3 protein-coding genes are annotated in these 3,209 nt (G+C 41.6%); all 3 read right to left on the bottom strand.

All coding sequences use genetic code 11. The features are described from left to right. Positions 1-258: 258 nt before the first annotated feature. The 3 genes from AC4II3_RS32150 to AC4II3_RS32140 all read right to left on the bottom strand — a co-directional run bounded on the left by AC4II3_RS32150 (position 259) and on the right by AC4II3_RS32140 (position 2,933). The gene (locus AC4II3_RS32150; RefSeq protein WP_488017166.1) at positions 259-1,314 is read right to left on the bottom strand and encodes a hypothetical protein; all 1,056 of its coding nucleotides are present in this window, start codon (positions 1,312-1,314) and stop codon (positions 259-261) included. Between the two features lie 954 nt (positions 1,315-2,268). Then, a complete protein-coding gene (locus tag AC4II3_RS32145; RefSeq protein ID WP_488029823.1) occupies positions 2,269-2,433 on the bottom strand; it encodes a hypothetical protein in 165 nt (54 codons plus the stop codon). A gap of 113 nt (positions 2,434-2,546) precedes the next feature. Next, positions 2,547-2,933, bottom strand: coding sequence for a hypothetical protein (locus AC4II3_RS32140; RefSeq protein WP_488029825.1), 387 nt, complete (start codon positions 2,931-2,933; stop codon positions 2,547-2,549). Positions 2,934-3,209 lie beyond the last annotated feature (276 nt).

Here is a 3,209-nt window from a genome sequence, read left to right as displayed (position 1 = left end):
TCGCGAAATTAAACCCCACCCTCTTCTTGTATTTTCCAAAATGGGATGCTCCCAATAAATCGCGCTCTGTATTTTTCCCTCAGTCCGAGACTAGACGGTCTAGTCTCAATTCTTGGCGACCATATGTATTAATTATTTAAAATAATACTCGCAAATCTATAAGCCGAATAAATATCAGCCCAGTTTTATACTTCCCGGTCAATATTTTGGGAGCGATCAAATTTTTGGGTTCAGTCAAACGCTTTTCTTGTCTAATGTCTAGCGATTAGATGCGTTTGCCCTGATACACCCTGGGACTGGTGTAGAAACATAAGAACCTGGACCGGCGAACGGAAAGCGATCCTGGTATGTCTTGTAGTATTTAGTTATCTCTGACATTGTGTTCGTAGAATAGAGATTATAGTAAGGCCATTGATTATTCAGCTGCTGGTATTGCGATAAATTTAAAGGATTGCGAATGCTGTAATACTGCGACAAATGCCCCATATTTTCCTTGAGATTATCGCCTTGAACACGCAAATCGATAATTTCAAATGCCCAGCCATTGTTCATATTCGCCTGAGTTGTTAACTGAATGGTATCATATCTCTGCTTTCCCAAGAGAAAGTTCTCTTTATCAACTTGCCATCCCGTATCATTAATACGGCCGTATCGATAATTTGTTTCGTCGATGGCTGCATCAATGAGCGCATTTTCAGCCTGACTCTGGCTACAGTTGTGTTGCTTCATGTACTGATCAACCAAATCTTGGAAATACATTAGTAAACTATTGGGCGGTAACTCCCCCTTATAATAGTCAGGCCAGTATCCTGTAGGGCGTTGCATAGTCTGGGCAATTTGTGCGTTGTTACAACCTAATTTACGCAGGGCATGCAGTTTATTGCGAGCCACCAGGGTGTTGCCTAAATTGACATAAATGCCACTTCCAGACATCAGATAATAGTAAATTCCGTTAGCCCCGTTATAGACATTGGAGTGCCATATTTCTACATTACTGTGGGATGAGAAACCATTAACAACACTGTTGTTTAGCGGCTTATCAGGTGGATAAACATTACGGCACCAAAAGCCATCAGGGTTGATAATTGCTGGCGAGTATAGATCCCCAACCTTAGGCATATCGTGAATATTGCGTGGCACATATTTACCTTCTGGTATCACCGCTTGTGGCTGAGGATTCAGCTTGTAATAAAAATCTAAATTATCAAAAAACATTTGCAGTTCAGCATCCGACTTCTTAGCAAAATCAGCAGTCGCTAATGGATAAACATAATTGAGATATTGACGAACAGTCATTTCTTCAGGGTGATTCATTTATAATATTTCTCCTGGGAAATAGGTTTCTACCTTGGTTAATATCTGCCTAAACATTTTCAGGAAAAGGTATTTTAGAGTTTTAGAGCTAATTTATCAAGTAAATCTTAAGAGCTCAAATCCTTTGACAGATATGGATTTCAGCTAACAGGATCAAAAATACGCCTAAATCATGAAAGCCTTGCACCGCAATGGTTATAGCTCTGTTTACAAATCAGCTCTTAGTCGATTACCTCGACCCTCTTCGAGTCACACGCCTAACTATTTATTAGACGTAAACTTTCTTGATATCCAAACCATAGGTCATGATCTTGAGAATCTTTCTGTCTATTAACCTCATTAAGAATAATATTAAGAATTATTCAGACTATCATTCCTTATTGGGACGATATCTAGAATATTTCTGGATATTCCCCTATACTTCTTTTTCAAGAATATTTGAATTAAATCTTGAACGCTCGATTGAGTCATATTTCTTAATATTACTGAATCGGTGTTCTAGGTGATCATCTTCCTAGAAGTTCATCTATCCTGATCCATTAGAGCTAATTTATCAAGTAAATCTTAAGAGCTGAAATCCTTTGACAGATATGGATTTCAGCTAACAGGAGTAAAAATACGCCGCGAAAAATTCCGCAAACTTTCAGTGATCGCTCCTAAGACAGAAAAATCCCACAACCTAGACAGGCTGTGGCGTACCGAGGGTCGCCACCTGCAACAAGTCATGTAAACAACACCTAACGGGGGGACAGAGCGGGTATAGCCATTGTGTAGCAAGGGATACAGCAGATTAATAAAAAAAAAGATATATCAGCATGACCTGAGTGCCTGACACATCTGTGTGAAAACCAGGCAGATCAGGTTCTACACTTTAAAGACCGAATACGGGAAAACCAAATCTGGTCGTAGTAATCATGCTCAGCTTTATGGCTAGCAAAGCACGGTTGCGGATCTTTAGGTAACAACGGTACTGGCGCGACTGAGTTGCCTACCTTTATTGACTACTCCTTTGAGCCAGCGCAGACCAATTTTGAGATAGCTTAGACCTCGAAACCAATGGGGATCTACCTGCCGACCTAAGCGAAGAAGTTGAACAGCCATACCGACCGGTAGTAGCATAAAGTAGGGCCACGGCTGCCACGTTCGTAGAGCCGTTCCAGCGCTTGGGCTGAGCGAATCCGAGAGTCCTCGAGCTTCTTTGGCTCCTGATTTACTATCTAAAAATAGTTCTTCTACCTCAAACCGCAAACCGTATTGCCACAGCGTTTGTAAGGTGGGGGCTCATCGGTGATCACGGCCTTTGGCTCCTTGACCCCTTTGACGGTAGCTAATACAAGGTTACAGCGATGCTCCCCATCTTGCCTATGACCGACATTATGATCAAAAAATGCCTCTGCTAATGGTGGCCACAGATAGCGGACTTCAATCGGATAGCGACACCGGACCATGCAGTAGTACATCACAGGGCAGCCGTAGGCAGTAATGCCAACCGCTTGTTGCAACCAACTGATCAGGTCATGATAGCGCGAAACCTGGATCTGCATTGAGCATGACATCGGGATGTTGACGCAATAGCCACCGGGCTCGGCGTAACAACGGTCTATAAGTTTCTTTGGCAACGGCAGAACTGCTATAGCAATCCTAAATCATTTGTAAAATCAGCAAAATCTGGAATCGTTGCTGGACAAGGGTCATAGCGTTCGCTTTGGCCAATATATTTCACGAATCATTTAGGACTGCTATAAATTCTAGAAGCCTTACTCAGAAGAGATTTCAAAATTAATAAGCATAAATATTTATCGCATGAATCTTATATCCAGTAGGCATTTCAAAATTAGATCCCACATTCCGCAGGTTAGCTTGGATATAGAATATTTTTTACGACACTATGGGAA

It is taken from the genome of Moorena sp. (genome assembly GCF_982860115.1).
Note: the sequence above shows the minus strand (reverse complement) of the source record. Positions and strands in the feature narration are given on the sequence as shown.